23 protein-coding genes are annotated in these 24,256 nt (G+C 59.9%); 10 read left to right on the forward strand and 13 right to left on the reverse strand.

Annotated elements, in window-relative coordinates; genetic code table 11:
* The first annotated feature begins 7 nt into the window (after window positions 1-7).
* The 5 genes from I6J28_RS05880 (at window position 8) to I6J28_RS05900 (ending at window position 5,063) form a co-directional block, all read left to right on the forward strand.
* Window positions 8-3,079: a bifunctional [glutamine synthetase] adenylyltransferase/[glutamine synthetase]-adenylyl-L-tyrosine phosphorylase gene (locus tag I6J28_RS05880; protein ID WP_204611361.1), complete on the forward strand. Its 3,072-nt coding sequence runs from the start codon at window positions 8-10 to the stop codon at window positions 3,077-3,079.
* A 97-nt stretch (window positions 3,080-3,176) separates the two neighbouring features.
* Window positions 3,177-3,521 carry a hypothetical protein gene (locus I6J28_RS05885; RefSeq protein ID WP_204611362.1) on the forward strand — a complete coding sequence of 115 codons (345 nt, stop codon included), beginning with the start codon at window positions 3,177-3,179 and terminating at the stop codon, window positions 3,519-3,521.
* A 10-nt stretch (window positions 3,522-3,531) separates the two neighbouring features.
* Window positions 3,532-3,981, forward strand: a complete 450-nt coding sequence (locus tag I6J28_RS05890; RefSeq protein ID WP_239228274.1) for a hypothetical protein — start codon at window positions 3,532-3,534, stop codon at window positions 3,979-3,981.
* A gap of 145 nt (window positions 3,982-4,126) precedes the next feature.
* Window positions 4,127-4,345, forward strand: coding sequence for a hypothetical protein (locus I6J28_RS05895; protein ID WP_204611364.1), 219 nt, complete (start codon window positions 4,127-4,129; stop codon window positions 4,343-4,345).
* Between the two features lie 10 nt (window positions 4,346-4,355).
* On the forward strand, window positions 4,356-5,063 hold the full coding sequence (locus tag I6J28_RS05900) for an AAA family ATPase (RefSeq protein ID WP_204611365.1): 708 nt from the start codon (window positions 4,356-4,358) through the stop codon (window positions 5,061-5,063).
* 14 nt (window positions 5,064-5,077) lie between these two features.
* Here the strand turns inward: I6J28_RS05900 and I6J28_RS05905 are convergent, their stop codons facing one another.
* Window positions 5,078-6,385, reverse strand: coding sequence for an MFS transporter (locus tag I6J28_RS05905; RefSeq protein ID WP_204608257.1), 1,308 nt, complete (start codon window positions 6,383-6,385; stop codon window positions 5,078-5,080).
* 39 nt (window positions 6,386-6,424) lie between these two features.
* Here I6J28_RS05905 and thrC point away from each other — a divergent pair, with 39 nt between their 5' ends.
* The 4 genes from thrC to I6J28_RS05925 are packed head-to-tail and all read left to right on the forward strand — an operon-like array spanning window position 6,425 to window position 9,403.
* On the forward strand, window positions 6,425-7,867 hold the full coding sequence (thrC, locus tag I6J28_RS05910; RefSeq protein ID WP_204608259.1) for a threonine synthase: 1,443 nt from the start codon (window positions 6,425-6,427) through the stop codon (window positions 7,865-7,867).
* A gap of 3 nt (window positions 7,868-7,870) precedes the next feature.
* Window positions 7,871-8,017: a hypothetical protein gene (locus I6J28_RS05915; protein WP_204608261.1), complete on the forward strand. Its 147-nt coding sequence runs from the start codon at window positions 7,871-7,873 to the stop codon at window positions 8,015-8,017.
* Window positions 7,995-8,828 (forward strand): trypsin-like serine protease, encoded by an 834-nt coding sequence (locus tag I6J28_RS05920; RefSeq protein WP_204608263.1) that lies wholly within the window; start codon window positions 7,995-7,997, stop codon window positions 8,826-8,828. Before I6J28_RS05915 ends, I6J28_RS05920 begins: the two co-directional genes overlap by 23 nt.
* A 29-nt stretch (window positions 8,829-8,857) precedes the next feature.
* Window positions 8,858-9,403, forward strand: coding sequence for an NUDIX hydrolase (locus tag I6J28_RS05925; RefSeq protein WP_204608266.1), 546 nt, complete (start codon window positions 8,858-8,860; stop codon window positions 9,401-9,403).
* A gap of 2 nt (window positions 9,404-9,405) precedes the next feature.
* Here I6J28_RS05925 and I6J28_RS05930 read toward each other — a convergent pair whose 3' ends face one another.
* From I6J28_RS05930 to glnA, 5 genes are all read right to left on the reverse strand, one after another.
* Window positions 9,406-9,780, reverse strand: a complete 375-nt coding sequence (locus I6J28_RS05930) for a hypothetical protein (RefSeq protein ID WP_204608268.1) — start codon at window positions 9,778-9,780, stop codon at window positions 9,406-9,408.
* Complete coding sequence (locus I6J28_RS05935) at window positions 9,780-9,989, reverse strand: hypothetical protein (protein WP_204608270.1); 210 nt, start codon at window positions 9,987-9,989, stop codon at window positions 9,780-9,782. Before I6J28_RS05935 ends, I6J28_RS05930 begins: the two co-directional genes overlap by 1 nt.
* An 18-nt stretch (window positions 9,990-10,007) precedes the next feature.
* A complete protein-coding gene (locus tag I6J28_RS05940; RefSeq protein WP_204608272.1) occupies window positions 10,008-10,979 on the reverse strand; it encodes a TDT family transporter in 972 nt (323 codons plus the stop codon).
* Between the two features lie 173 nt (window positions 10,980-11,152).
* Entirely contained in the window at window positions 11,153-12,058 is a 906-nt protein-coding gene (locus I6J28_RS05945; protein WP_204608274.1) for an Abi family protein, read from the reverse strand.
* Between the two features lie 337 nt (window positions 12,059-12,395).
* Window positions 12,396-13,829 carry a type I glutamate--ammonia ligase gene (gene glnA, locus I6J28_RS05950; protein WP_204608276.1) on the reverse strand — a complete coding sequence of 478 codons (1,434 nt, stop codon included), beginning with the start codon at window positions 13,827-13,829 and terminating at the stop codon, window positions 12,396-12,398.
* A gap of 118 nt (window positions 13,830-13,947) precedes the next feature.
* Between glnA and I6J28_RS05955 the strand changes: the two genes are divergently transcribed.
* Window positions 13,948-14,421 (forward strand): RDD family protein, encoded by a 474-nt coding sequence (locus I6J28_RS05955; RefSeq protein ID WP_204608278.1) that lies wholly within the window; start codon window positions 13,948-13,950, stop codon window positions 14,419-14,421.
* A gap of 74 nt (window positions 14,422-14,495) precedes the next feature.
* On the opposite strand, the gene I6J28_RS05960 is transcribed toward I6J28_RS05955, so the two are convergent.
* From I6J28_RS05960 to sucB, 7 genes are all read right to left on the reverse strand, one after another.
* Window positions 14,496-15,281 (reverse strand): DUF4191 domain-containing protein, encoded by a 786-nt coding sequence (locus tag I6J28_RS05960; protein WP_204608280.1) that lies wholly within the window; start codon window positions 15,279-15,281, stop codon window positions 14,496-14,498.
* A gap of 81 nt (window positions 15,282-15,362) precedes the next feature.
* Window positions 15,363-16,427 carry a lipoyl synthase gene (gene lipA, locus I6J28_RS05965; protein ID WP_005327094.1) on the reverse strand — a complete coding sequence of 355 codons (1,065 nt, stop codon included), beginning with the start codon at window positions 16,425-16,427 and terminating at the stop codon, window positions 15,363-15,365.
* Window positions 16,428-16,554: 127 nt separating this feature from the next.
* Window positions 16,555-17,358, reverse strand: coding sequence for a lipoyl(octanoyl) transferase LipB (gene lipB, locus I6J28_RS05970; protein WP_204608283.1), 804 nt, complete (start codon window positions 17,356-17,358; stop codon window positions 16,555-16,557).
* 80 nt (window positions 17,359-17,438) lie between these two features.
* Window positions 17,439-17,831 carry a glycine cleavage system protein GcvH gene (gene gcvH, locus I6J28_RS05975; RefSeq protein WP_005324433.1) on the reverse strand — a complete coding sequence of 131 codons (393 nt, stop codon included), beginning with the start codon at window positions 17,829-17,831 and terminating at the stop codon, window positions 17,439-17,441.
* A gap of 36 nt (window positions 17,832-17,867) precedes the next feature.
* Window positions 17,868-18,980, reverse strand: a complete 1,113-nt coding sequence (gcvT, locus tag I6J28_RS05980) for a glycine cleavage system aminomethyltransferase GcvT (protein ID WP_204608285.1) — start codon at window positions 18,978-18,980, stop codon at window positions 17,868-17,870.
* A 2-nt stretch (window positions 18,981-18,982) separates the two neighbouring features.
* Entirely contained in the window at window positions 18,983-21,826 is a 2,844-nt protein-coding gene (gcvP, locus tag I6J28_RS05985) for an aminomethyl-transferring glycine dehydrogenase (protein WP_204608287.1), read from the reverse strand.
* Window positions 21,827-22,119: 293 nt separating this feature from the next.
* Window positions 22,120-24,165 carry a 2-oxoglutarate dehydrogenase, E2 component, dihydrolipoamide succinyltransferase gene (gene sucB / locus I6J28_RS05990; RefSeq protein WP_204608289.1) on the reverse strand — a complete coding sequence of 682 codons (2,046 nt, stop codon included), beginning with the start codon at window positions 24,163-24,165 and terminating at the stop codon, window positions 22,120-22,122.
* Window positions 24,166-24,256 lie beyond the last annotated feature (91 nt).

The raw sequence follows: 24,256 nt of genomic DNA on the forward strand, positions 1-24,256 counted from the left end.
GAGAAAAATGCGTCCTGCTGCTGTGCCTTCACCGGCCACACTAGGTCTTACCCGCCCGCATGCTGCGCAAGATATTGAGCAGCTGGGGTGGAAGAATCCAGAATCAGCGGATCTGTTGTGGACCCTCGCTGCCGTGGGTGACCCAGACCTGGCTCTCAATAATCTGATCCGCATCTATGAACAAGCCCCAGAGCTAGATGATGCCGTGCGGTCCAACGAAACTTTGCGCGTGCGCTTCTTCGCACTACTGGGGGCGTCCACCGCCTTTGGCGATCATCTCGCGGCGCACCCTGAACTGTGGCGAGAATTAGAAAAACCCCTTCCGCAGCCCGAAGAGATGCTGCAAAGCTTGCTTGGCGCCGTCCATGCACAGCCTGCGGATTTTGCTCACGACGTGGACCGGCCTGATCCGGCGTGCGAGGACTTGAGCACGGCGGGCACTTACCGCGCCGGCGAGGGGGAGCATAAGCAGGCGCTGCGCACGACCTACCGCACTTTGATGATGCGCATTGCCGCCTGCGATGTGGCGGGTACCTTCCATTCCCGCAAGGGCCAGACCAGGCAGCAGCCGGAGGTAGGATTCCGCCAGATTGCGGCGCTGACCACCGCGCTTGCCGACGCCGCCTTAACCGCCTCCCTTGCCTGCGCCGTGCGCACCATCTACGGCGATGAACCCTTGGACGCCCAGCTGGCAGTCATGGCGATGGGCAAGTGTGGCGCAGGCGAGCTGAACTATATCTCCGATGTGGACGTCATCTTCGTCGGCAGCGAGGCAACCCCTAGGGCCACGCGGCTAGCGGCGGAGTTTAATCGCATTGGATCCACCACCTTTTTCGAGGTGGATGCGAACCTGCGCCCCGAGGGAAGGTCGGGCGCATTGGTGCGCACTTTGGAATCACACGTGGCTTACTACAAGCGTTGGGCGGAGACGTGGGAATTCCAGGCGCTCCTTAAAGCGCGTGCTATGACGGGCTACCTCCCGCTAGGCCAGGACTATTTGGACCAGATCCGCCCGATGGTGTGGAAGGCGTCGCAGCGCGAGTCCTTCGTGGAGGACGTACAGGCCATGCGCCGCCGCGTACTGGCCAATGTTCCTGATAACCTTAAACATCGCGAGCTGAAGCTAGGTGTGGGCGGTCTGCGCGATATCGAATTTGCTGTCCAGCTCTTGCAATTGGTCCATGGTCGCTCCGATGAGACGCTGCGCGCACTTTCCACGGTGGAGGCGCTGGAGGCGCTGATTTCAGCGGGGTACGTTGGCCGAGAGGATGGCACCCAGCTCATTGAAGCCTATGAGTTTCTGCGCCTGCTTGAGCATCGTCTGCAATTAGAGCGCTTCCGCCGCACGCACACGCTGCCGGAAAAGGACGACGAAGAGGGGATGAAGTGGCTGGCGCGCATCGCCGGCTTTTATCCGCAGGGCACCAAGTCGGCGGCCGAGCGCATGCTGTCGCACCTGCGCCGGATCCGCCTGCGGATCTCCGAGCTGCACTCGCGCCTGTTTTACCGGCCGCTGCTTAATTCCGTGGTCACCATGTCCGCCGATGAGCTCAAGCTTTCGCCGGAGGCCGCCAAGCTGCAGCTGGCCGCGTTGGGCTATAACCACCCCGAGCGCGCATTCGAGCACCTGACCTCCTTGGCTGCGGGAACCTCGCGCAAGGCACGCATCCAGGCGATTTTGCTGCCAACCTTGATGGAATGGCTGGCTGATACCGCAGACCCCGATATGGGCCTGTTGAACTATCGCAAGCTCTCGGAGGCCGCGAACGATAGGTCGTGGTTCTTGCGCATGTTGCGCGATGAAGGAATTGTGGGCCAGCGGCTCATGCACATTCTGGGTACCTCGCCGTTTACCTCTGATCTGATTATTAGCGCGCCGGATTCGGTCAAGCAGCTTTCCGACGGCGCCACTGGCCCCAAACTGCTAGAAACCAAGCCCGAACAGGTTTCCAAGGCGCTGGTCAATTCCAGCAAGCGCCACGCCGACCCGGATAAAGCGGTGGCGGTGGCGCGCTCGTTGCGCCGAGTGGAGCTGGCCCGCATCGCCAGTGCAGATTTGCTGGGCTTCATGCCGGTCAAGCAGGTATGTCATGAGCTATCCACAATTTGGGATGCCGTCCTTGAGGCTGCACTTCGCGCCGAGGTGCGCGCGTGGCGCCTTGCCAACGAAGATGCAGAGCCGCCAGCGCGCATCGCCGTCATTGGCATGGGCCGCTTGGGAGGCATGGAGCTGGGATTTGGCTCAGATGCGGATGTGCTCGTCGTAGCAGAACCCAGCGAACCGGCCGATGACTCTGGTGCGGAAGGGGAGGCCGTGAAGTGGGCCATCGGGATCGTCGATAAGCTTCGGCGCCGCCTGTCTAAGCCTTCAGGCGACCCACCACTGGACGTCGATTTGGGCCTGCGCCCAGAGGGCCGCTCCGGTGCGGTGGCACGCACCATCTCCTCCTATGAGCGCTACTACCGCGAGTGGGGCGAGTCTTGGGAGCTGCAGGCTTTGTTGCGCGCGGCCTTCGTGGCTGGCGATAGGGAAGTAGGCGAGCGATTTATATCCATGGTAGATAGCTTCCGCTACCCAGAAGGCGGCGCGAGCGCCTCGACCATTCGCGATATCCGGCGCATGAAGGCGCGCGTGGACAATGAGCGCCTCCCACGCGGCGCGGACCGCAATACTCATACCAAGCTGGGGCGCGGTGCGCTCTCAGATATTGAATGGACTGTGCAGCTCCTGACCATGATGCATGCTCACGAGTATGCCCAGCTGCACGATCCGTCCACGCTGCGCGTGCTCGATGCCTTAGAGGAGAACGCAATCTTGTCTGCCGAGCAAGTCTCTGACCTGCGCGAGGCCTGGCTTATGGCTACCGACGCCCGCAATGCACTAGTCCTCGTGCGCGGCAAGCGCGTGGACCAACTGCCCGGGCCCGGCCCGCAGCTGGCCCAGGTAGCCGGTGCCGCTGGCTGGCCGCCGGAGGAGAACCAAGAGTTTCTAGAAAACTATTTGAAACTTACCCGCCATGCCCGGAAGGTTGTAGATGAGGTCTTTTGGGGCGAGGAGGAATCCTTCGAGCATTCTTAGAGTTAGCCTTGAAAGTCCCCGTTGTGCGCACCACGGCCTTACTTTTTGCACTTTTGGACTCTAAAGTGGGATGGGAATAAGAAAGGACTGGCTAGTTATGTCTTTTAAGCTGCAACTCGATGTGGACAACGCCACGGTAGGCGAATTATCCGCGCTGCTTTCTGCAGCGCGTGCTGCGGGCGTGCGCGACGGTGACGTCCTCCACCTTGACGGCACCACATTGACCATCGAGGTCTCCACGCCTCGGGAGGAAAAGCCAGTGCCGCCGCGCCCAGAATCAGCACCGCACAATTCTCGCCAGGCCCCTCGCTCGTGGGGGCGCGCCGACCGCATAGGGGAGGCCACCATCCGCTCCATCATCGACGCCCTCAATGATCGCGGCGAGAACCCTCGCGGCAATGACTACGGTTCCTTCGGCGATAGCGCTGGTTACCATGGCTAAAATCAGCGGAGTGTATCGACATAAGCTCATCTACCTGTGGGCCTTTGTAGCCGTGGCCGTCATCGTGGCCATCGCTGTCGGGGTGTGGGCCACCAATCACGATAATCCCCCCAAGGGGACGAAGACAGTGGGCGAGGCCGTGGCCGGTGGCGTGGTCCAAGAAGACATGCCCGCACAGGTCAATGGTGACATCAAGGCCGATGATTCCACCGACGCCAACCGCGTGACCTCCCTGGCGAAGGCGCTGGGCATCCCGCTCAATTCCGTCCCGCGGGATATTACCCAGACGGAAAACGGAAAATCCGATGTGCGCGTCTACCTCGAGCGCGAGCTCAACAGTGCGGTGGAGTCTGGTGACATCAGCGAATCCGATGAAAAGGCAGTCCTCGTAGCATTTGAGCGAGGCCTTGTGATGCCGGCCAGCGATGGCATCGTGGCCGAGAGCTATCCAGCAAACTAGCCCTTTATTTCCTCGCGAACTGGGCGCGAAAATTCAGGCAACCCGCAGCTAGGCGGCATGGCCTTGGCAGTAACTCTTCCTAAGGTAAAACATCACAAATTGGTAACGGGCAAGGTGCTCGGGGCCAAAGCCTCTGGAGGAGACTATGACTTTCAAGACCACGCTGTCGACCGCGGTGGGAGTACTCGCCGCCATTGCCATCCCCATCACCGGCGGGGTAGGGGTGGCTTATGCCGTCAATACCGTGCCGGCCGATAACATCGCTCAATCAGTTCCGGCCGACGATTTGGGAGACCACCTGAAAAACTTTGGCGCGGCGGCAGCGCAAGAAGACGCGCTGCGCGTACTCGATGAACTGAATTAACCTAGGGCCCATGCTGGTTGATGCTCTAAGCCTGAAGTTCAAGCCCGGTGACTACCGCGCCGAGCTGCCTGTCTTCGACTACTTAGTTGATTTGGGCAGCTTCAAGCTGCGGAGTCCAGTAACCGTCTTCGTAGGTGAAAACGGCATTGGCAAATCGAGCTTGCTCGCTGGCGTGGCTAGTGATTTGGGCTGTTCACCTGCGGGCGGCCGCATGGATGACCCAGATGAAATCGTTCCTCGCAGCCCCATTCGCTGCGATACAGAGGAAGTGATCCAGCGTGCCTATTTCCTGCGCGCCGAAAAGCACGAGTACTTGATTGGACGTGGGGATTCAGCGGCCGAACGTGGTGGTCGTTCGACTCTTTCTCAGAACGTGGATTTGTCCCGCCGCTCGCACGGGCAATCCGTCTTCGACCTGCTCTATGAGCACATCAATGGCCAAGGCGTGTACATCCTTGATGAGCCAGAATCAGGGTTGTCCGTTATCCGGCAACTGGCCCTCGTAGGGGAAATTGCCCAAGCGGTTGACCGCGGCGCACAGGTCATTATTGCCACGCACTCGCCGATTCTTCTAGCTTGCCCTGGTGCGGACATTGTGGAGCTCAACGATACTGGCTTTGAACGCATCGCCTTCGACGAAGCGGAAGCCGTGGCGGCTACCCGGGAGCTTTTGGCGGACCCTGAGGGAACCGTTCGCTTTATCCTCAACCCGGAGTAAATACCCGACGGTTTCTAGGAAACCTCCACGATGGTGACAGAAGGCCCGTCTTCGCCCGCGCGACGGCGAAGGAAGTGGGTAATGACCACACCAACCATGCCAACTACCCAAACGGCTAGCACCGCAGCCGCGGCGGCAGTGAAATCTGGCATGGAGTATTCAGGGGCGTCCGAGGAGTGGTCCAAGACCATGCCGAAGAGCTGCGCGCCCAGCATGCCGGAGGTAAACCCACCCATATTTCCCAAGCCAGTAGCTGTAGCCACCACGGAGCGGTCCATGCGCTCACGCACGATATCGAAGCCATAGTTAGCCGTCGGTGTACACAGCGCGGTAATGAAGGACACCACCAAAATCGCGACCAGACCGCTGTCGGTGCCAAAGGTAAAGAAAATCAGCCAGGTCAGTGCGTGAGCCGCGACAAACCCGAGGCTAAGCCACGGGCGGACATGCTGCGCACGGGAGGAAATCTTGCCGTGCAAGGGGCCAACGAAGACCAAAAATACCGCCAGCAAGGTGAGCACCAGGCTGGACTTGGCCTTGGACATCTCCATGCCCTGGGTCATCATAGGCATGCCCCACAGCATGACAAAGACGATGAGCGGGAGCATGCCGATGTAGTGGATGAAGTAGGCCTGCCAGGCCACCGGGGAGCGGAATACCGTTTTCAAGCGGGCCGGGATGCTGGTGGCCTGCGAGTTGGGTGGTTCCTTCTCCGTGGGAATAATCCCCAACTTCTCTGGTGAGTCTGCCACCGCCACGATGGCGGCGATGGCTACCAGGATGCCCACCGCGCCAAGGGTAACGAAGGCAGCGGTCCATCCGGCCGCACCCAGCAACCACAGGAAGGGCACCGCGGAAATGAACTGACCCATCTGCCCTAACGACGACGTCACCTGGGTGAACATGGGGGTGCGGTGCAGTGGGAACCAATAGGGCAGGATGCGCATCACGGAGAGAAAGGCCGTGGCATCGCCTGCGCCGATGAGCACGCGCGCGGCAATGGCTACGCCATAGCTGGTGGTAAAGCCCAGGACGACCTGGCCAATGCCCATAATGACCGCGCCGACCACGAGGAGTAAGCGCGGGCCGAATTTATCAATCAAGATGCCGGTGGGGATTTGGGCTAGGGCATACACACCCAACTGCACAGAGGTAAAGACCGCGATACGGCCGGCATCGACATCGAAGCGCTCAATGGCATCTAAACCGGCCACACCAAAAGAGGTACGGCCGGTAATCGCTACGAGGTAGACCGCCATGGCGGCCACCCAAATGCTTAAAGCCTGAGTGGTAATGACTTCTCTGGGATTCGGCTGCGACATGGCTGATACCTTACGCCTTAACTACTAAGATTCTTTTGTGTGAAGTATATTTCGACCCGCGATACCGCCCGTCAGCCCGCATCTTTTACAGATATTCTCCTCGGCGGGCTTGCCCCCGATGGCGGTTTATACCTGCCTGAGAGCTACCCACAGCTAGATTCCGCCACTTTAAATTCATGGCGCAGGCTCCTAGCAGACAAAGGCTACGCGGCACTTGCGGCCGAGGTACTTAAGCTTTTCATTGACGATATTCCAGCGCAAGACATCGAGGCCATCGCCGCCCGCGCCTACACCAGCCCCAAGTTTGCGGACCCGGAAATCGTTCCCGTCACCGAATTAGGCGAGGGCCTTTTCATCGGCCATCTATCCGAAGGGCCAACTGCGGCATTTAAGGACATGGCCATGCAGCTTTTGGGGGAGCTCTTCGAATATGAGCTCGCCCGCCGCGGTGAGACCCTCAATATTTTGGGCGCCACCTCCGGCGATACGGGGTCCTCTGCAGAGTATGCGATGCGCGGGCGCCACGGGATTCGCGTCTTTATGCTCACCCCGGCCGGCCGAATGACGGCCTTCCAGCAGGCGCAGATGTTTGGGCTGGATGACCCGAATATCTTCAACATCGCTCTAGATGGCGTTTTCGATGATTGCCAGGATGTGGTCAAGGCGGTATCGGGAGATGCTGACTTTAAGGCCGCCTACCGCATTGGCGCGGTCAATTCCATTAACTGGGCACGGCTGATGGCCCAGGTGGTCTACTACATCTCCTGCTGGCTCAAGGTCACCGAAACCGCCGATCAGAAAGTTTCCTTTAGCGTTCCCACCGGTAACTTTGGCGATATCTGTGCCGGCCACATCGCTCGCCAGATGGGCCTTCCCATTGATCGTCTTATCGTGGCTACCAATGAAAATGATGTGCTGGATGAGTTCTTCCGCACCGGAAACTACCGGCCGCGTCCAGCCGCAGAGACCATGGCAACCTCTTCGCCGTCCATGGATATCTCGCGCGCCTCGAATTTTGAGCGCTTTGCGTTCGACTTGCTCGGCCGCGATGCAGCCGAAACCGCGGAACTATTCGGCACCAAGGTGAAAGAGGGCGGCTTTAGCCTCGACCACGACAAGATTGCTGCTGCCCGCGAGGACTATGGTTTCCTGTCCGGTTCCTCCAGCCATGCCGATCGCCTAGCCACCATCAAGGACGTACACGAGCGCTTTGATTACCTGGCGGATCCGCACACGGCCGACGGCATCAAGGTGGCTCGTGGCGCACAGCGCGAGGGGGTAAAGACTCCAATCGTGTGTCTGGAGACCGCGCTGCCGGTGAAGTTTGCCGAGACGATCACGGAAGCCATCGGCTCTGCCCCTGAGCCGCCCGAGCGCTTTGCCGGCATCCTCGATACTGAGCGGCACGTCAAGGACTTGCCTAATGATGCCGCGGAGGTCAAGGATTACATCACCACGTCGATTCAGAAAACGGAGGTTTAGACCATGGCCCTAGAAAATTTTGCCGGCCCGGAACACTACACCGAGTTTGATCCGGAAAAGTTCATCCGCGATCTCAAAGCCCAGGCGGAGATGGATGCGGAAGAAGAGAACAAGGACAACGCCGGGGATGCGGACGCGGAGAGCAACTAGCGTCTTTGTAGCGTGCACGGCCGCGTTCCTTGCGGCCTGCAGCCCGGTGCGGGGTGGGGAAGAGCCAAGTTTCTCCGCCCTGTCTTATAAAAACCTCATTCCCAATGAGTCTTACTCCCCGGCCGCGGCGCCGCTCGCGCCGGGCACCGCCTTGGATCTCTCCGGCGATGAACCGCGGCCGGGTGCCTACTTCAACTACCAGTCTTGTACCGCGGCATGGTCATTTACGCTTGCCGACGCCCGAACGATCGCCGTTACCGCTTCCCATTGTGGCAAACCAGGTGATAAGGTCTGGGCCGGCACCGCCGACGGCGACTTCAGCTACCCCGCTGAACCTATCGGCGAGGTCATCTACTCTGACTTTTATGCCGACGACAGCCACGACCTCGACGTGGCCTTTATTGAGATCACCGGCAGCGCTGAGTACTACGTCCCCGGGGCGGTGGACAATAGCGTCGCCACCTCCCTGGCTCACCTGCCGCATCAGGTGTGCAAGCTTGGCCGCGTGACCGATGAGACGTGCGGCACGCTTTCCCATGATGCAGAGATGGCGCAGCTGAACTCGGAGGGACTCCAGCGTGATTCGCTCGCCGCTAGGGCGCGCGTATGCAGCACCAATGGCGACTCCGGTGGTCCGGTGTATGGCGAAGTAGAAGGAAAACAAACCATCGTGGGCGTGGTTTCCGGAACGACGCAACACCTCGAAGAAGGCCACACCTGCCAAACCACGTCAACGGACATGGAGCTGTCTTTCACGCTGGCCACCGATATTCAGCTTCTAGCGAAAGAGGTCTTGGGGCCCATGGCCTAAGTGCGCCGCACTGGTCTACGCTAGGTGGCATGCCGACTCCAGATTTTATTGTTCAGCTGCGCGAAAAGATTGGACACGATCAGATCTTTGTGCCAGCCTGCAGCGCCATCATCATCCGCGATGTGCCGGCAGACGCCGCGCTCTGGGAAGTCCCCTCCGTGCTCCTAGTAAAGCGCTCCGATAACGGTACGTGGACCCCGGTGGAAGGAATCTGCGAGCCAGGCGAGGAAATTACTACCACCGCGCTGCGGGAAGTCAAAGAGGAAGTCGGCCTTGACGCCAAGGTGGAAGCGCTATTGGGCGTGGGACAGTCCGGCCCTGTGACCTACCCCAACGGTGATGAGTGCACCTTTATGGGGACGGCGCTGCGCGTATCAGTAGCCGATGGCGCAGAGCCGGTCATCAGCGACGAAGAAAATACCGAGGCTGGGTGGTTTTCCGTGGCGAAGCTTCCTGATAGCGTGTCGCGCCGCCACCGCCTCATGATCGCTGACGCCGTAGCGCAGATGAAACATCCCCGCGGATTTGCCCCGCGCATGGGCTGGATGAAGCGCAGCGAGCAACCGGGAATGTAGGGCTATTCTTCTGCGGCGTCGGCAAGCAGCGTGCACAGTTGCTGCGGGTTCTGGACGGCGATGAGTTCTTGTGCAATGCCAGCGCGCGCATCGGCAAGGTCGTCTTGGTCGCCGCAGGCAATCACGGTATCGCTGATAGTAAGCAAGAGCTTCCCGCGCTGGGCTAGGTCACAAAAGAGCGGGCAGTCCTGTGCGCCCCAGCGCCAGGCTGTGGCGTAGAAGTCCCGCGCGCCTGTGCCAAGCCAGGACGTCTCCAAGAGCAGGCGGCCGCGGCGCAGGTAGATGCCGTCTCGCTGCAGGCCAGCGAGAACCTCCCTCACCGCAGCCACGTTGGCGCGGTCCCAGGCGATGAAGGTGATAGGGGAGCTATTATGCATCAGCGGCGCCGGCGACGATTGCCATCTGCGCGGCCGCCGGAATAGGCGCGCACGGAATTCTCGCCGCCTTCGGGCCCCAAGTCATCGATGCCCCAGGAATCTTCCGCATAGATTGCGTATTCCCTGCTCCAGTGCTCGCGCCGCGGTCGCTCCTCACGCCTGCGGCGGCGTGTGCGGCGCTTTCCTCGTTCGAAGCTGGCGTCTCGCATAGTGGCTGCGCCTCCTTGCTACCTTTTGGGCCCAGTCTTAATGAGTGGCTCTTCAGGGCCGGTTTCCTTCCTTCCCTCCCATACCCAGCTAAGGAAGCGGGTGGAGCACAGCATCCAGTGGGCGGTGAGGAGGACGGGGATGGTGAGCGCAATGGCGTCGATAAGCTCGGAGCCATTGACCAATGCCAGCTGGTGGCCGCCCATGCTTACGGTTCCCGGCGGGAACGTGCAAGACCACCACGCCGGGGAGTACGGAACCCACCGCGCCACATTGGGATAGAAGGTAAACATCGCGTAGATGGACAGCGGAATGGCGATAATAAGCGCCGTTACGCCGTAATAAATGGACACCGGGCCGGGGAAGAGAATCTGCATTGCCGTGGTGGACTGGCCCACCACGCCTAACGGGACCCAGGCGGTGGCTGATTTCGCGCCGGTGAAATCCACCTTGCCGTGCCAAGCGGCCCAATACACGCGGGCGAAGGTGGGCACCGCCGTCACCAGGGACATGAAGAAAAATACCGTACCCATCACGTGGTAGAGCGGGCCGTAATCATTAGCCAGCCAACCGGAAACGGAAGCCGAAATCATAGGGCCGACCAGCGGCAGGCCCCAGGTGAACTTCGGTTCGCCATCAAAGCGCGTGAGCTGGATAGCCCACGTAATAACCGTAACCGGGCCACCGATCCAAAAGCCCACGAGACGGAAGGTAGGGATATCCGTCAGGCCCGAAAGCGCGGCACCGAGCGCCAAGATTCCGATGAAAAACATCGACCACTCCGCCATAGTGGTGCGCTCAAAGCTAGGGTGGCGGTAGCGCAAGAAGCCCGCGGTGAGAACGACAAAGATGACGCACGCGATGGCGGCAAAAATGCCGGCCAGGATCATCATGCCTTCTTCCACGAGCAGGCGCGAAACGATGGAGGTGCCCATGAGGCTGCCTCCCCACGCGGGGCCAGGGGCTGGGAGTTGGCGGAATCTATCAGTCACACCCACATGTTAATTTCTTTCGGTCGGGTTATCAGAATTTTGCTGTCGTTTTTGCTGGTGAGAACTCTCGCTAAGCGTGCATATAGGGGCGGGGGTCAAACCCACGTGAATGTGTGTCTGGGGTCGCAAGAAAAGGGCTGGAATACCATTGCGTGTTCATGCACCAAGGGAGGCTATGAATGGTGAGGATTCGCTATACCTTGGTGGAAATCCGGATTTCGTTCGACCAGCTTCATATACTCATCCAAAAATCCAACCCACGAATTTGTAAGGAAGAGAAAGTTATCAAGGGCTACAATTACTGCTAGTAGCGAGTTCTCGCCATAATTTTGACCTAAAACTTTCTCAGCACGCCGCTTCGTAGCATTGGATACTGCAGGTTGGTCCAAAACGAAACCGTTCCATAACCGAGCTGAGTGAGCACACTTATTTCTCACAAATGTAAAAGAGCGCAATTGGCGCGCTAAATATTGTTTCTTTACGCCAAGAATGGAACAAGTCTTTGCGTAAACTTGGTTGTTGTCGTTTCGGAAGCTTATTGCTTTCGACAACGTACCAAAGGACAGAGCCTCGACGGCCACCCAAATTGGGACATCGTAAACCCACCTTTCAGTGTCGGACCCTGAGTCCTTTTGGTATTTATGGAGGTATGGTTCCTTAGACCGCTTGAGCTCACTGACAATTAGATCGCGTGTGGGCCGCATAGCCGGATTTGGTGGGCGCCGGTACGCAGTGGGCTGAAGATACTTCTCATAAGGAGAATGGATTTCACCTTCGCTGAGCGCAAAGGCCGTCCTAGCAGCAAGCTCTGCTTCTTGGAGCCCGCGGAGAAGGAAAGAACGAAGTTCGATGTCCAACCGGTAGATATTAACTATTTCATCCCACTGGGTGCCAGGAAAGAATCTGGCTTCGTCACCGGCTAAGTTTTCTTGGAAGTACCGCATGTAGCCCGAAAAGCGGTAATAATTTTGGCGCTCAAGGAAATCTTTAGCAGATTTTTCGGAAGGAAGGATTAACCCACGGCGTTGAATTAAACTAACTTGTTCTTCAATGCTAAGGAACTTCTTCCTGCGGTTCATTGCTTCAGAATAGCAAAGCCCCCCTCTCATATTGAGCTGTTCCTATGGGAAGCTTGGAGGGGGTATCGATTGACTAAAGTATAGCTCAAAATGCGCAATTTTAGTAATCATTTGCGCAAAATTTTGTTCACGGCCCACGCATTTGGGAAACGCTTCGGTAGTCAATTAACAAGGAGTGGCCACCGCTAAGAATCAAGGGCGCTTGTCAATAGTCGGTGTAAAACCTCTGAATCCAAAGTGCACATAGATCTGCAAAGCCCCCAATCGGCACTCAGCAATTTGGGAGCCTAGGAAGGCGGAAAGCTGGTGGCGAGAGGGGGCGTCGGCAAGCGTAGCTCTAGCAGTCGTAGTACATCTCAAATTCCTGCGGGGTAGGACGCAGGCGAACAGGGTTAATCTCGTTCTCGTACTTGTAGTTGATGTAGGTCTCGATGAGATCCTCGGTGAAGACATCGCCTTCGGTGAGGAAGTCCATGTCCTCCTGCAGGGCCTTCAGGGAAGCCTCGAGGGAGGTCGGTGCCTGCGGGATGGACTCAGCCTCTGCTGGCGGCAGCTCGTAGAGGTCCTTATCAACGGGAGCGTGCGGCTCGATGCGGTTCTTTACGCCGTCGATGCCGGCCATCATCATGGCGGCAAAGCCCAGGTAAGGGTTGCCGGATGGGTCCGGTGCGCGGAACTCGATGCGCTTGGCCTTCGGGTTGGAACCGGTAATCGGGATACGGATGGCGGCCGAGCGGTTGCGCTGGGAGTACACTAGGTTGATCGGGGCCTCGAAGCCTGGCACCAGTCGGTGGTAGGAGTTCAGCGTCGGGTTGGTGAACGCAAGAACTGCACCGGCGTGGTGGAGGATACCGCCGATGTAGTAGCGGGCGATATCGGAAAGGCCTGCGTAGCCAGCCTCATCGTGGAAGAGAGGCTTGCCGTCCTTCCACAGGGACATGTGGGCGTGCATGCCGGAACCATTATCGCCAGCTAGCGGCTTAGGCATGAAGGTTGCGGTCTTGCCCCACTGTGCCGCGGTCTGTTTGACCACGTACTTGAAGGTCTGGATGTCATCGCCCGCGTGCAACATGGAGTTGAAGCGGTAGTTGATCTCATTCTGGCCGGCGCCGACCTCGTGGTGGAAGCGCTCGATTTGGAAGCCAACCTTTTGCAGGTTCTCTACCATGGCATCGCGTACCTCACCGTGCTTGTCATACGGCGCGGTGGGGAAGTAGCCGCCCTTCAGGCGGGTCTTGTAGCCGGTGTTTGGGGTGCCGTCGAAGTTGGTTTCGCTATCGCGGTTCCACCAACCTTCATCGGAATCCACCTCGTAGAAGCCGTGCTGGACGTCGGTGCCAAAGCGGACGGAGTCAAAGAGATAGAACTCGGCCTCAGCACCAAAGTTACAAGTATCGGCAATGCCGGTGGACTGCAGGTACTCTTCCGCCTTGCGTGCGATGTTGCGCGGGTCGCGGGAGAAAGGCTCAAAGGTAAATGGGTCGTGGACGAAGAACTTGATGTTCAGGGTCTTGGCCGTGCGGAACGGATCGATATGCGCGGTGGCTGGATCCGGCAGCAGGGTCATATCGGACTCATCGATGGTGGTGAATCCGCGGATAGAGGAGCCGTCGAAGGCAAGGCCATTTTCGGCATCTTCTACGGTGAACTCATCTGCTGGGATGGAAAAGTGGTGCTCGGTGCCTGGGACGTCCGTAAAGCGGATATCGACGAACTTTACGTCCTCGTCCTTAATAAATTGGACGATGTCCTGCACTGTCTCGAAAGACACGTTTGTCTCCTCGTTGTTGACCGGTGAATTGTCTCTCTATAGCCTACTAGGTTCCTACCGTTGGCATCGCGATTCCCCTCGTTTCACATCTCACTTTGTGCCCGCTAGATTGGTGAGCATGGCAGATAAGCGTACGTGGCTCGACGGGCCGAATATTCCGGGCGAATACGACGACATGGAAGGCCCCGGCCGCTGGCCGGGCGAAAAGCTCGGCCTTCCGGAGTCCGGGCCGGGATCACTGGCCCCCGTTGGCCGCCGCGCCGGCGCCGTGGCCATTGACTGGATCGTGTGCATGCTCATTGCCAACATGATCCACATGTTCACCACGGAATTGGGCGGGGTGGCCTTCTTGGGCTACGCGCTGTGGGTAGTCAAGGGCATTGTCTGCGGTTGGCTCTTTGCCCGCACCCCCGGCATGTTGCTGTTGGGTATGGGCGTGGCGCGACTCGACGTCCCCGGTGCCCGCGTGGGCCTATGGCGCGCGGCGCTGCGCACGGTGCTCACCGGTGTGCTTTTCCCGGCGGCCATGGTTGATGCGGATGGACGCGGCATGCACGACCGCGCCACCGGCACCATCGTCATTCGCTCCTAGATAGCCTGCTATCAAGGGCATAAGAAAATCCCTGCTACGCCGCCGACGGTGTAGCAGGGATTAGCTTTAGGCGCTTATTTATTCTTCTTGCGCTGCTGGGCACGGCGCATGCGGCGGTTCATGCCGGCCATGTTCTGCGCCTGGTGGGGCATAGGGCCCTTAGGCATGCCCGGGGTGGTACCCGGCATGGAATCCATGGCCTCGATGCGGCGGATGTTTTCGTAGGTTTCGTTCTTATTGAAGTTGCGCGGCAGCTTCATGACCTTATTGCGCAGCTTGGATACGGGAACCTCGTCCTCGCCGTTGCCTACGAAAATCTCGTAGACGGGAACGCCGCCGGCGATCTTGTCTACACGCTTCTTAAGCTGGTTCAAGGTGGGGCGTACGCGGTTCTTATTGCCCTCGCAAACGAAGATGACGCCGGCATTGCCGATGACGCGGTGGATAAGATCCTGCTGGCGGGTAGCGGCCACACCGGTCTTTACGGACCACACGATGCCCACGGTATTGCGCAGCTGCTGCTCCAGCGCCCAGCCGGCAGCGCCGGGCTGGTCTTCTACGCGCTTGTACATATCGCGCTCAAGGCGGCGGGTGAAGAGGAACATAGCGAGCAGCGCGCCGATGCCCAAACCGAGGATGAGCATGAACCACTCGCCGCTAAAAAGCATGCCAATGAGGAAGAAGAGCAAGCCCATGCCCAGGAAGGCACCCAGCATGATGGGGATAAGCGCCTTATCCTGCTTGCGCTGCATATTGAATGCTTGCCACATTTGGGACCAGGTTTGCTTACGCTGCTGGCGCTTGGCCGCGCGTTCTTGCTTCTTTGCAGCCTTTAGTGCTGCCTTGTCATCTTTCGCCATGGCTCCTACTTTAAAGGTCAACGGGCATAAATGTTAAAACGGCCCACGCGAAAAGCGCAGGCCGTTATGAAAACGTTCGGATTAGCGGATGGTGGCCGCCGCCGAATTTGCATTAGCCGGGGTCTTGGCCATGCGGGTGGTCACTGGAGTCTCTTCCGAGGGGCCGTACTTCTCCAGCAAGGTGGAGGCCTCTTGGGCGGTGGCACCCTGGGAGGTCTCGGCCAGATGCTTGAGGTTCTCCGGCAGCTCGAAGCCGCGCTTTTCCATGGCCTGCACGTAGAGACGGCCGGCGCGGTAGGACGAGCGCACCAGCGGGCCGGACATGACGCCGCCGAAGCCGAGCTCCTTGGCCAGCTTGGAATGCGCCACGAATTCCTCTGGGCGCACCCAGCGCTCAATTGGGTGGAAGCGCGGGCCGGGGCGCAGGTACTGGGTGATGGTGATGATATCGCAGCCGGCAGAGCGCAGGTCACGCAATGCTTCCTCGACCTCATCCTCGGTCTCGCCCATGCCCAAAATCAGGTTGGACTTGGTAATCAGGCCATAGTCGTGGGCCTGGCGGATAACGTCCAGGGAGCGCTCGTAGCGGAAGGCCGGGCGGATGCGCTTAAAGATGCGCGGCACGGTTTCCAGGTTGTGGGCAAAGACCTCCGGCTTGGCCTCAAAGACCTCTTCCAAAAGGTCCGGCTTGCCAGAGAAGTCCGGGGTGAGGTTTTCCACGCCGGTATGCGGGTTGAGCTCGTGAATCTTGCGCACGACCTCGGCATAGAGCCAGGCGCCCTCATCCGGAAGATCGTCGCGGGTAACGCCGGTAATGGTGGTGTAGTTAAGGTCCATTTCCCGGATATTTTCGGCCACGCGGCGCGGCTCGTCGCGGTCGAGTTCTTCCGGCTTGCCGGTGGCAATATCGCAGAAGTCGCAGCGGCGGGTGCACTTATCGCCACCGATAAGGAACGTAGCCTCGCGGGATTCCCAGCACTCGTGGATATTCGGGCAGCCTGCCTCTTGGCACACGGTGTGCAGGGAGGCGCCGGCCACGCGGGACTTCATGTCCTCGTAGCCCGGGCCGGTGCGGACCTGGTTGCGAATCCAGCGTGGCTTTTGTTCGATGGGTGACTCCGCATTCTTCTTTTCAATGCGGAGCATCTTGCGTCCTTCAGGCTTTACAGTCACAAAAACTCACTTTATCGGTTGATGGTGGTGATGGCTAATAGCTCTTCTAGGTATATGTCGCCGCAGTCACATCCTATTCCGCGCCAGCCCCGAACGAGGGCTACTGCTGCGCTTGCCGACGCCTCTCCCGTGCCCTTTCATTAGCCAGCTTCGTGGGATCCGGGGCTGAGCCGAAGGTGTGGTCGGCAACGATGAGGCGGCCCGAGAGGGCGTCGTCCAGCGCTTGCAACAGCGGTTGGGTGGCGTCCTCGAGGCTGACCTGGTGGCCTAGTTCTAGGGACAGGGTGGTGACGTCGGCGTCATCGATGCCGCAGGCCACGATGTGGTCGTAGTACTCCAGCGTATTGCAGCAATTGAGGGCCAAGCCGTGCATGGTCACCCCGCGGGTAATGCGGATGCCCAGCGCGGCAATCTTGCGGTCGCGCTTCGGGGCAGCCGGATCCTTGGCCTGGGTGGTGGAGGGGACCCAAACCCCCGAGCGGCCGTCGATGCGCCCAGCGGTGGTCACCCCCATCTGGCGAACCGTCTGGATGGTGGCTTCCTCCAAGCGGCGGACATAGTCGACGACGTCGACAGGCTCAGCCAGCTTAATAATGGGGTAGATGACCAACTGGCCCTCGCCGTGCCAGGTGATGCGCCCGCCGCGGTCCACGGTGATAACGGGCAGGCCGTTATCGGGCATATCCTCTGGCTGGGTGCGCTTGCCGGCGGTATAGATATTGGGGTGCTCAACCACGAGCACCACGTCGCCTTGCTCGCCCTTGGCGCGGGCGGCCGCTAACTCGGCCTGGTAATCCCACGCCTCCTGGTAGTCCATCCGGCCCAAGAAACGGACCTCTAGTGGCTTATCGGAGGCGCGGATGGAGCGCTCGGCGGGGAAGAAGGGATCGCGTGGTGCAGTCATAGCCTCAAAGTTTCCTCTGGTGCGGTGGGCAAAGCAAAGCGGGAGGATGCGCGTGGCACACCCTCCCGCGTGGGGCTGAATTAGTCCAGGCCGTTAGCGGATGCGTAGGCGGCGGCATCCATGAGCTCGCCGGCCTCATCTACCTCGACCTCGAAGAGCCAGCCCTCACCGAACGGGTCGTTGTTGATGACGGCGTAGTCATCGTGTACGGCCTCGTTGACAGCCTTGACGGTGCCGGTGACAGGGGAGTAGAGGTCAGAGACGGACTTGGTGGATTCCACCTCGCCACAGGACTCGCCGGCGGTGACGGTATCGCCCACCTCCGGTAGCTCAGCAAAGACAACCTCGCCCAAGCGATCGGCAGCGACGGAGGTAATGCCGATGCGCACGGTAGCGCCAGCGACGGCGTCAGCGGTGGCGTTGACCCACTCGTGGTCTTCGGAGTAGGAGAAATCTTGTGGAAGGGTAGCCATGGTGGTGTAGTCCTTTCGGGCTGGTTGAGATGATGTTTACTTATCGCGCTTGTAGAACGGTAACGCGGTTACTTCAAAAGGATAGCGCTTGCCGCGGATCTCTACTTCGACTTCGGCGCCGGGCTCGAGTTCGGCGCTGGTTTCCAGCAGCGCGATGGCAACTGGGTGTCCCAGGGTGGGGGAAGGCTGGCCGGAGGTGACGGTTCCGACCTTCTTGTCTCCCACGAATACTTCGGCGCCGGCGCGCGCGGCGCGGCGCTGCGTGGAGGTGAGGCCGGTGATCGCCACCTGCGGGCCGTCGGCGGCGCGCTGGCGGATGACCTCGGAGCCGACGAAATCGGCTTCCTTCTTGGCAAAGGCACGCGCCATGCCCGCCTCTACCGGGGTGATATCGCGAGAGAGCTCGTTGCCGTAGAGCGGCATGCCGGCCTCGAGGCGCAGGGAATCGCGGGCGGCAAGGCCGCACGGCTTGAGGTCGTATTCCTCACCGGCCTTGAGCAGTTCTTCCCACAGCTGCGGGGCATCGGAGTTATACACGATGAGCTCGAAGCCATCCTCACCGGTGTAGCCGGTGCGCGCGATAATGGCGAAGGTGCGCGCTACCTTGCCCATGGTGGCGGCGTAGTAGCCGAGGTTATATACCTCGTCCTGCTTATTGTCTTCTACCAGCGGCACGAGGATTTCTGCGGCCTTAGGGCCCTGGACGGCGATCATGGCGACGTCCTGGGACTCGTTCTTCAGAGTCACATCGAAGCCCTCGGCGCGATTGTTGAGCTCGTCCCATACGGTATCGGCGTTGCCGGCATTCGGGACGACGAGGAATTTGTCCTCTTCAAAGCGGTAGGTGATCAGGTCATCGATGATGCCGCCGTCTTCAGCGGTAATCATGGAGTACTTGGCCTTGCCCACCTTGAGGGGCTCGAAGTTGGAGATGAAGGCATAGGACAAGAACTTGCCGGCGTCGGCGCCGTTGACCCAAATTTCGCCCATGTGGGAGAGGTCAAAGAGGCCGGCGGTGCTGCGCACCGCGCGGTGCTCATCCAGCTCGTTCTGGTACTTCAAGGGCATGTTCCACGGGCCGAAGGCCGTGAAGGTGGCGCCGAGTTTTTCGTGCTCGGCATGAAGCGGGGAGGTGAGTAGTTCGGTCATGGTTACTCCTCAGATTCGTCGATGTCGAAAGCTTCTGGTGGTGGGCAGCTGCAGACCAGGTTGCGGTCGCCGTAGGCCTCGTCGATGCGACGCACCGGCGGGAAGTACTTGTAGCTGTGGCGCAGGGATTTCACCGGCCACGCTGCCTTTTCGCGGCTGAAGGAGAACTCCCACGCATCGGCGCCGACGGACTCTGCGGTAAATGGCGCATGGTGGATAACGGAGCCCTCGTAGGACACCTCGCCGTCGATGATCTCTTGGATCTCGGCTCGAATGGTGCGCATAGCCTCAATGAAGCGGTCCAGCTCGCCCAAGTCTTCAGACTCGGTGGGCTCCACCATGAGGGTGCCGGCCACCGGGAAGGCAAGGGTGGGGGCATGGAAACCAAAGTCCACGAGGCGCTTGGCTACGTCGGCTGCGGTGACCCCGGAGGCGTCGGTAAGCGCGCGCAGATCCAGGATGCATTCGTGCGCAACCAAGCCAGCGTTGCCGGTGTAGAGCACAGGGAAGGAATCTTCCAAGGACTTGGCCAGGTAGTTCGCGCCCAAAATCGCGTGGGCGGAGGCCTGGGCCAGTCCCTGTGCCCCGGTCATAGCTAGGTACGCCCAGGAAATCGGCAGCACACCCGCCGAGCCGTACTTGGTATTGGTAATTGGCACGCCCTGACCTACCGGGGTAGCGGTGGTGGCATCCAGCTGCGGATCCGCGGCGTTGGTGGGCAGGAAGGGGATGAGGTGCTCGGCCACTGCGACCGGACCCACGCCCGGGCCGCCACCGCCATGCGGAATGGTAAAGGTCTTGTGCAGGTTGAGGTGGGAAACATCGCCGCCGAACTGGCCTGGGCGGGCCCAGCCGGTCAGCGCGTTCATATTCGCACCGTCGATGTAGACCTGGCCGCCCACCGCGTGGACCTTATCGCATACGTCGCGGACCTCGGGGTCAAAGACACCGTGGGTGGACGGGTAGGTCACCATGATGCCGGCGATGTGGTTGCCGTGCTTGGCAATCTTCTCATCCAAATCCGCCAGGTCAATAGAGCCATCCTCGGCGGTCTTGACCACAACAACGCGCAGGTTAGCCAGCGTTGCCGAAGCCGCATTGGTACCGTGCGCGGAAGCTGGGATGAGCACTACATCGCGCTCGTTATCGCCATTGGCTACGTGGTAGCGGCGGATGGCCAAAAGACCCGCCAGCTCGCCCTGGGAGCCGGCATTGGGCTGGATGGAGACCTTGGCATAACCAGTGACCTCGGCCAGCCAGCCCTCAATCTCTTCTACCAAGGCGCGCCAACCGGCGGTCGTTTCCTCTGGTGCGTAGGGGTGGATGCCTGCAAACTCCGGCCAGGAAATCGGCTCCATGGCGGCGGTGGGGTTGAGCTTCATGGTGCAGGAGCCCAGCGGAATCATGGTGCGGTCGAGCGCCAAGTCCTTATCGGCCAGCTTGCGCAGGTAGCGCAGCATCTGGGTCTCGGAATGGATGCGGTTGAAGATCTCGTGCTGGAGTGGCTCCTCGCCACGCTGCAGGTTCTCCGGCAGGGCAAAGTCGGCCTCAGCAGCTTTGGCGCCGAAGGCCTGGGCGAGCTTGGCGACGTCCTCCTTGGTCGCCGACTCACCAAAGGACACCGATACCTTGTCCTCGCCGATGGTGCGCACGAGGTAGCCCTCCTTTTGGAGGTCAGTCTTGATGGTGGCGGCGTCTACGCCGGCGACGGTCACGGTATCGAAGAAGTCCTCGGACACGAGTTGCTTTCCGGCATCCTTGACGGCCTGCGCAAAGGAGGAAGCGAGCGCGTGGACGCGCTGGGCAATGGCCGTGAGGCCTTGCGGACCGTGGTAGACGGCATACATGGAGGCGACATTGGCTAGCAGTGCCTGCGCAGTACAGATATTGGAGGTGGCGCGTTCGCGGCGAATGTGCTGCTCGCGGGTCTGCAGTGCCAAGCGGTAAGCGGGGCGACCATCCGCGTCCTTGGACACGCCCACGATGCGGCCAGGCATCTGGCGCTTGAGCTTTTCTGTGACCGCCATGTAGGCAGCGTGCGGGCCGCCGAAGAAGAGCGGAACGCCAAAGCGCTGGGAAGAACCGAGCACAATATCGGCGCCCAGCGAGCCAGGTGCCTCCAGCAGGAGCAGCGAAAGCGGGTCGGTGGCCACGGTGGCCAGAGCGCCGCGGGTGTGCAGCTCCTCGATGATGGTGGAGGGGTCAAAGATGTCGCCCTCGGTACCGGTGTAGGCGATTACTGCGCCGATGAGGTCCTCGCCCACGAGGCCTTCGCGCAGGTCTACGATTTCTACCTCGAGGTCAATCGCGCGGGCACGCTCTGCGGCGACGGTAAGCACCTGCGGGTGCAGGCGAGAATCCAGCACCACGCGGCGACCCTTCTTGACCGCGCGGGACATAAGGCCCACGGCTTCCGCGGTGGCGGAGGCCTCATCCAGCAAGGATGCATTGGCGATGGGCAGACCGGTCAGGGACTCAATCATCGTCTGGAAGTTCAACAGCGCTTCAAGACGACCCTGGGAGATCTCTGGCTGATATGGGGTATAGGCGGTGTACCATCCCGCGTCTTCCAATAAACCGCGGCGGATGACCGCGGGGGTGAGGGTGTCAGAAAAGCCTTGTCCGTAGAAGGACTTCAGCACGGTGTTCTGGTTGGCGTACTCCCGCAATGTAGCCTGCGCCTCATCTTCCGAGAGTGCCTCAGGAAGCTGAGGCAGTTCTGCGGCGCGGATCTTTGAGGGAATGGCGGCATCGACCAGCGCGTCCACGCTGTCGTAGCCTACCTTCGCAAGCATGGTGGCCTGCTCCGCAGAATCCGGCCCTAGGTGGCGGGAGATGAATTCCATGTCAGTGAGACTCCTTAATAGGGGGACAGTGGCTGTAACCGCCCCAATTATATGTTTAACAATGGGTGAGCCGATCCCGCTTTGGAAACTTTTATGCAGCGCGTCACTGTATAGAACTGCACCCAGTGCGCTCACCATGGGCTTAGGGGCAAGTCTCCCCCAACACCTCGAATAAAAAGGGATGGATTAGTCCGGCGTTTTCGGATCCGTCACCCCCACTTGGCACCCCAGACATAGCTAAAGCCTCTTAGCCCCGCAGTGGGGCTAAGAGGCTTTAAGCGGCGATAGAACCTTTAGACTTCGAGGTCTGCCTGGAAGTCAGCGGTCTGCAGGCGGTCCTTGATGGTGGTGATGAAGCGGCCTGCGTCCGCACCGTCAACTACCTGGTGATCGTAGGTGAATGGCAGGTAGCACATCTGGCGGATGGCGATGGCGTCCTGGCCATTCTCGTTGACAACGACCGGGCGCTTTTCAATAGCCGCGGTGCCCAGGATGCCGGCCTGTGGCGGAACCAAGATCGGGGTATCGAGCATGGCGCCCTCGGAACCGATGTTGGTCACGGTGAAGGTAGCACCGGTGAGATCGTTCGGCTTCAGCTTGTTATTGCGGGCCTTATCAGCGAGCTCTGCAATCTGCTGAGCGATCTGCGGCAGGGTCAAATCCTGTGCCTTGTGGATGACCGGGGTGAGCAGGCCCTTCGGGGTGTCAACGGCGATAGCGATGTTGACGTCCGAGTGGTAGGTCATCTCCTTGGTCTCTGGGTTATAAGACGCATTGACGTTCGGGTGGGAGACCAGAGCCTCGGCGGTAGCCTTCACGATGAATGGCAGGAAGGACAGGTTGGCACCGTGCTTGTCGATGAACGCCTGCTTGTTCTTCTTGCGCATATCCCAGATGGCAGTCATGTCGACTTCCTGAACGTGGGTAAGCTGCGCGGAAATCTGCAGTGCCTCGACCATCTTGGCGGCGGTGATTTCGCGGATGCGGTTGACCTTCTGGGTGGTGCCGATGAGCTCCTGCTTGGCCGGATCCACGGACTTGGTGGACCAACGCGCGCGAGGGGAGTTATCGGACTGTGCGCCAGACTTGGCAGGTGCATCGCCCTCGCCAGCAGCGGCGAGCACGTCCTGCTTGCGGATACGGCCGCCCACGCCGGTGCCCTCAACGGTGTTGAGGTCTACGCCGTGCTTTTCAGCCAGCTTGCGTACCAGTGGGGTGACATAAGGAACGTTGTCGCCGTTATTGACCTTGGCAGAGGTGTTCAGGGAGGAATCCTGCTTGGACTCCTTCTTCTCCTCAGCCTTCGGTTCTGGCTTCTTCTCTTCCTTTTCTTCGGCCTGTGGCTCTTCCTTCTTGTCTTCCTGTGGCTCTGGCTTGGCCTCGGAGGAGGATGCGGTGGCGTTTTCGTCGCCGATGCGGGCGATGATTTCGCCGACCTCGATGGTGTCGTCCTCGTCGGCGAGGATTTCTACCAGGGTGCCTGCTACTGGGGAAGGAATTTCGGTGTCGACCTTGTCGGTGGAGACCTCGAGCAGTGGCTCGTCTACCTCGACGGTATCGCCAACGGACTTGAGCCACTGGGTGATGGTGCCTTCGGTGACGGATTCGCCGAGTTCTGGCATTTCCACGTCGGCTGCGTCGCCGGAGCCGCCGTTGGAGGAGTCAGCCTTCGCCTCTTCCTTTTCTTCTGCCTTGGGCTCTTCCTTCTTTTCTTCCTGTGGCTCTGGCTTGGCCTCGGAGGAGGATGCGGTGGCGTTTTCGTCGCCGATGCGGGCGATGACTTCGCCGACCTCGATGGTGTCGTCCTCGTCGGCGAGGATTTCTACCAGGGTGCCTGCTACTGGGGAAGGAATTTCGGTGTCGACCTTGTCGGTGGAGACCTCGAGCAGTGGTTCGTCTACCTCGACGGTGTCGCCAACGGACTTGAGCCACTGGGTGATGGTGCCCTCGGTGACGGATTCGCCGAGTTCTGGCATTTCCACGTCGGCTGCGTCGCCGGAGTCGCCGTTGGAGGAGTCAGCCTTCGGCTCTTCCTTCTTTTCTTCTGCTTCTTCCTCGCCCTTATCAGCGGAGGAGTCGTTGGATGCGGAGCCTGCCTCATCCTCGTCACCGATGATGGCGATGACTTCGCCAACCTCGATGGTGTCATCCTCGTCAGCCTTAATTTCAATAATGGTGCCGGCTACGGGGGAGGGGATTTCAGTATCGACCTTATCGGTGGAGACCTCGAGCAATGGGTCGTCGACCTCGACGGTGTCGCCGACGGACTTCAGCCACTGCGTGATGGTGCCTTCGGTTACGGATTCGCCCAGCTCGGGCATCTCAACGGAGTTCGCCATGAGTTATAAGACTCCTCGAAAGTTGGAAGTGTTCTATCGCTACCCGACAATCTTACAGCGTGATGCTCACCCTCGTGCAGATGTGGGGTTA

This window comes from Corynebacterium tuberculostearicum (genome assembly GCF_016894265.1).
Taxonomy (GTDB): domain Bacteria; phylum Actinomycetota; class Actinomycetes; order Mycobacteriales; family Mycobacteriaceae; genus Corynebacterium; species Corynebacterium tuberculostearicum_D.

Coding starts and splice junctions, on each gene's coding strand:
- I6J28_RS05880 (WP_204611361.1), top strand. CDS start 8: ATGCGTCCTGCTGCTGTGCCTTCACCGGCCACACTAGGTCTTACCCGC.
- I6J28_RS05885 (WP_204611362.1), top strand. CDS start 3,177: ATGTCTTTTAAGCTGCAACTCGATGTGGACAACGCCACGGTAGGCGAA.
- I6J28_RS05895 (WP_204611364.1), top strand. CDS start 4,127: ATGACTTTCAAGACCACGCTGTCGACCGCGGTGGGAGTACTCGCCGCC.
- I6J28_RS05900 (WP_204611365.1), top strand. CDS start 4,356: ATGCTGGTTGATGCTCTAAGCCTGAAGTTCAAGCCCGGTGACTACCGC.
- I6J28_RS05905 (WP_204608257.1), bottom strand. CDS start 6,385: ATGTCGCAGCCGAATCCCAGAGAAGTCATTACCACTCAGGCTTTAAGC.
- I6J28_RS05915 (WP_204608261.1), top strand. CDS start 7,871: ATGGCCCTAGAAAATTTTGCCGGCCCGGAACACTACACCGAGTTTGAT.
- I6J28_RS05920 (WP_204608263.1), top strand. CDS start 7,995: ATGCGGACGCGGAGAGCAACTAGCGTCTTTGTAGCGTGCACGGCCGCG.
- I6J28_RS05925 (WP_204608266.1), top strand. CDS start 8,858: ATGCCGACTCCAGATTTTATTGTTCAGCTGCGCGAAAAGATTGGACAC.
- I6J28_RS05930 (WP_204608268.1), bottom strand. CDS start 9,780: ATGCATAATAGCTCCCCTATCACCTTCATCGCCTGGGACCGCGCCAAC.
- I6J28_RS05935 (WP_204608270.1), bottom strand. CDS start 9,989: ATGCGAGACGCCAGCTTCGAACGAGGAAAGCGCCGCACACGCCGCCGC.
- I6J28_RS05945 (WP_204608274.1), bottom strand. CDS start 12,058: ATGAACCGCAGGAAGAAGTTCCTTAGCATTGAAGAACAAGTTAGTTTA.
- I6J28_RS05955 (WP_204608278.1), top strand. CDS start 13,948: ATGGCAGATAAGCGTACGTGGCTCGACGGGCCGAATATTCCGGGCGAA.
- I6J28_RS05960 (WP_204608280.1), bottom strand. CDS start 15,281: ATGGCGAAAGATGACAAGGCAGCACTAAAGGCTGCAAAGAAGCAAGAA.
- lipA (WP_005327094.1), bottom strand. CDS start 16,427: ATGCTCCGCATTGAAAAGAAGAATGCGGAGTCACCCATCGAACAAAAG.
- lipB (WP_204608283.1), bottom strand. CDS start 17,358: ATGACTGCACCACGCGATCCCTTCTTCCCCGCCGAGCGCTCCATCCGC.
- gcvH (WP_005324433.1), bottom strand. CDS start 17,831: ATGGCTACCCTTCCACAAGATTTCTCCTACTCCGAAGACCACGAGTGG.
- gcvT (WP_204608285.1), bottom strand. CDS start 18,980: ATGACCGAACTACTCACCTCCCCGCTTCATGCCGAGCACGAAAAACTC.
- gcvP (WP_204608287.1), bottom strand. CDS start 21,826: ATGGAATTCATCTCCCGCCACCTAGGGCCGGATTCTGCGGAGCAGGCC.
- sucB (WP_204608289.1), bottom strand. CDS start 24,165: ATGGCGAACTCCGTTGAGATGCCCGAGCTGGGCGAATCCGTAACCGAA.